Annotated in this window: 1 protein-coding gene; it reads left to right on the top strand. The window is 53.8% G+C overall.

Features of this window, described 5'->3' with window-relative positions; genetic code table 11:
* A partial coding sequence (gene gltB / locus VIN66_RS13760; RefSeq protein ID WP_331924511.1) for a glutamate synthase large subunit occupies positions 1-4,289 on the top strand: 4,289 nt, incomplete at its 5' end.
* Between the last annotated feature and the right edge of the window lie 78 nt (positions 4,290-4,367).

Below are 4,367 nucleotides of genomic sequence, written 5' to 3'. Positions count from 1 at the left end.
TATTAATGCAGAAACCCGACAGTTTCTTCCGGGCTATTGCCGAAGAGAACGGCTGGAACCTGGCGAAGAAGTACGGCGTCGGCATGATTTTCTTCAGCCAGGATCCGGTAAAAGCGGCGCTGGCAAAAAAAATTATCGAGCAGGAAATTGCCCGCGAAACCTTAACGCTGGTGGCCTGGCGTACAGTGCCAATCGACAGCAGTGTGCTTGGCCCATTGGCGCTTAGCTCTATGCCGGCGATTTCACAGGTTATTGTCAACGCGCCACACGGCTGGGGCGATCATGACTTAGAGCGCCGTCTGTATATGGTGCGCCGCCGCATTGAAAAGCAATTAACTGACGATGCCGACTTTTACATTCCCAGCTTCTCGTCACTGGTTACCGTATTTAAAGGCCTGATGATGCCGGCTGATTTGCCGCGCTACTATCTCGATTTAGCTGACATCCGCATGGAAACTGCTATTTGCGTGTTCCACCAGCGCTTTTCTACCAACACCATGCCGCGCTGGCAGTTGGCACAGCCATTTCGCTTTTTAGCCCATAACGGTGAAATTAATACCATTACCGGTAACCGGCAGTGGGCTCGTGCGCGCCAGTATAAGTTTGCCTCGCCCCTGCTGAGCGATTTACAGGACGCCGCACCTTTTGTCAGCCAAAGCGGCTCCGATTCCAGCTCGCTGGACAACATGCTGGAACTGCTACTGGCCGGCGGTATGGACTTGTTCCGCGCCATGCGTTTATTAGTGCCGCCAGCCTGGCAGGGCAACCGCGTGATGGACGACAACCTAAAAGCCTTCTACGAATTTAACTCCATGCATATGGAGCCGTGGGACGGCCCGGCCGGTATCGTGATGACCAACGGTCAGCATGTGGCCTGTAACCTCGACCGTAACGGCCTGCGCCCGGCGCGTTTTGTTATTACCCGCGATAAATTAATCACGCTGGCCTCAGAAGTGGGGATCTGGGATTACACGCCGGATGAAGTGGTGGAAAAAGGCCGCGTTGGCCCGGGTGAAATGCTGGCAGTGGATACCACCAGCGGTGAAATCTGGCGCTCAGATAAAATCGATGCTGATTTAATGGCACGCCACCCCTACCGCGACTGGCTGAACAACAATGTGCAGCGCCTGGTACCGTACGAACAATACGAAACTGACCTTATCGGTAAGCGCGTGTTTACTGACGACGAAATGCTGACCTACCACAAGCTGTTTAACTACAGCTATGAAGAAATTGATCAGGTAATGACAGTACTGGCCAAAGATGGTCAGGAAGCGGTCGGCTCTATGGGTGATGACACGCCAATGGCCGTGCTGTCACGCAAGCCACGCACTATGTATGATTATTTCCGCCAGCAGTTTGCCCAGGTGACTAACCCACCGATTGACCCTTTGCGCGAAGCACATGTTATGTCGCTGGCCACCAGTATTGGCCGCGAGCATAACGTGTTTAAAGAAACTGCCGGTTACGCCCGCCGTATTCAGTTTGAATCGCCGGTGATGATGTATTCCGACTTAAAACAGTTAAAACAAGCCGATGAGAAGTACTACAAACACCAGATTTTCTCACTGAATTTTGACCCGGCCAGTTTCAGCCTGGAACAAGCGGTCAGTAAATTATGCGAAGATGTTATCAGCGCCGTACGCGACAACAACGTCGTGCTGGTGATGCTAACCGACCGGCGTATTGAACAGGGCAAACTGCCGATACCTGCAGCAATGGCCGTGGGTGCTGTACAGCATGCGCTGGTGAATGCCCAGCTGCGCTGCGATTCAAACATTATTGTCGAAACGGCCACTGCGCGCGATCCGCACCATTTCGCCGTGCTGATTGGCCTTGGCGCCACCGGTATTTACCCGTTCCTGGCCTATGAAACAGTCGAGCAACTGGTAGAAAAAGGCGTTATTACCTTAAGTGCGCGCCAGGCTGTACTGAATTACCGCAAAGGCATTAACAAAGGCCTGTACAAAATCATGTCGAAAATGGGCATTTCAACAGTGGCCAGCTACCGCTGCTCTAACCTGTTTGAAGCCGTCGGCATCGACAAAGCCGTGATGCGCCAGTGCTTTGCCGATATTCCATCGCGCCTCGGTGGTGCCGGTTTTGCTGATTTCGAGCAGGACGTACAGCAACTGGCGAAAGTGGCCTGGCTTAAACGCAAGCCGCTTAATCACGGTGGCTTGCTTAAATACGTGCACGATGGCGAGTACCATGCCTATAACCCGGATGTGGTGCAAACACTGCAAAAAGCCGTGCGTTCAGGCAAATACGAGGATTACCAGCAGTACAGTAATATTGTTAACCAGCGCCCGGTAGCACACCTGCGCGACTTGTTTAAGTTAAACCCTGCCGCAGCTATACCGCTGGAGCAGGTTGAAAGCGAAGATAAGCTGTACCCGCGCTTTGACAGTGCGGCTATGTCGATAGGTGCACTTAGCCCGGAAGCGCATGAAGCCTTAGCCATTGCAATGAACCGCTTAGGCGGGCGTTCTAACTCGGGTGAAGGCGGCGAAGACCCGCGCCGCTTTGGCACCGAGAAAAACTCCAAGATTAAGCAGGTCGCCTCCGGCCGCTTTGGGGTGACGCCGCATTATTTGGTTAACGCTGAAGTTATCCAAATCAAAGTGGCGCAAGGCGCCAAGCCTGGCGAAGGTGGCCAGCTGCCAGGTGAAAAAGTTACCGCGGAAATTGCCCGCCTGCGCTACTCCGTGCCAGGCGTGACGCTGATATCCCCGCCGCCGCACCATGATATTTACTCAATTGAAGATTTAGCCCAGCTGATTTTCGATTTAAAACAGGTTAACCCGCAGGCGCTGATCTCGGTAAAACTGGTGTCAGAGCCGGGTATCGGCACCATCGCCACCGGTGTGGCCAAAGCTTATGCCGATCTGATTACCGTCTCCGGTTACGACGGTGGTACCGGCGCCAGCCCACTGACCTCAGTGAAATACGCCGGCAGCCCGTGGGAGTTAGGCCTTGCCGAAGTGCATCAGGCGTTGGTAGAAAACGGCCTGCGCGATCGCGTGCGCTTACAGGTAGACGGTGGTTTAAAAACCGGCCTTGATGTGATTAAAGCCGCGATTTTAGGTGCTGAAAGCTTCGGCTTTGGTACCGGCCCTATGGTGGCGCTGGGTTGTAAGTTTTTGCGTATCTGCCACTTAAACAACTGCGCTACCGGTGTGGCAACCCAGGATGCAACACTACGGCGCGATCACTTTAACGGCCTGCCAGAAATGGTAATGAACTACTTTAAGTTCTTAGCCTTTGAAGTGCGCGAATTAATGGCGCAGCTTGGCGTAACTGAGCTGACCCAGCTTATCGGTCGCACCGATTTATTAAGTGTTAAAGACAGTGAAACGCAAAAGCAGGCCAAGCTGGATCTAACACCGATCCTGCAGGCCAGCGGTGTGCAGTCAGACAAAGCGCTGTACTGCGTGCAAAACAACACGCCGTTTGATGAAGGTGCATTAAATCAGCAGCTGTTAGCGCGCTGCGAGCAGATGGTACTAAACAAAAGCGGTGGCCAGTTAAGTGTCAATATCCGCAATACCGACCGCTCTGTCGGTGCTGCCCTGTCAGGCTTTATTGCCCGTCAGCATGGTAACCAGGGCATGGCAACCGACCCTATCCGTATCCGCTTAAACGGCACCGCCGGCCAAAGCTTTGGCGTATGGAACGCCGGCGGCCTGCATATGTCACTGCAGGGCGATGCCAACGACTACGTCGGTAAAGGCATGACTGGCGGTATGCTGGCCATTTACCCGGCCAAGGGCGCTACTTTTGCCAAAAACGGTTTTACCATTGCCGGTAATACCTGTTTATACGGCGCCACCGGCGGCAGGCTTTATGCGGCCGGTAAAGTTGGCGAGCGCTTTGCGGTACGAAACTCCGGCGCGCTGGCGGTGGTTGAAGGCACCGGCGATAACTGCTGCGAATATATGACCGGCGGCGTGGTCGTGGTGCTGGGCTGCACCGGTGTGAACTTTGGTGCCGGTATGACCGGTGGCTTTGCTTACCTGTTAGATGAGCAGGACGATTTAGCCCTGCGCCTGAACCCCGAGCTGGTCGAAGCGCTGGATGTCAGCACGCCTATTCTGCAGGAGCACCTGCGCAGTTTGCTACACCAGCACCTGGAAGAAACCGGCAGCGAAAAAGCGCAAAAGATCTTAAACGACTTTGGCAGCTATTTAAGCAAATTCAAGCTGGTAAAACCGAAAACCAGCGATGTAAACACCTTGCTGGGTCACCGCGCACGCTCGTCTGCCGAGCTGCGGGTGCAGGCGATGTAGGGAGACGTTATGGCACAGAATGTATACCAGTTTATTGACGTAAAACGGATTGATCCGCCAAAACGCTCACACAGCGAA

The sequence above is a fragment of the Rheinheimera sp. genome, from assembly GCF_036568245.1.
In the GTDB taxonomy this organism is placed as follows: domain Bacteria; phylum Pseudomonadota; class Gammaproteobacteria; order Enterobacterales; family Alteromonadaceae; genus Alishewanella.
The sequence above is the reverse complement of the archived record's forward strand: the minus strand, read 5'-3'. Positions and strand labels throughout refer to the sequence as shown.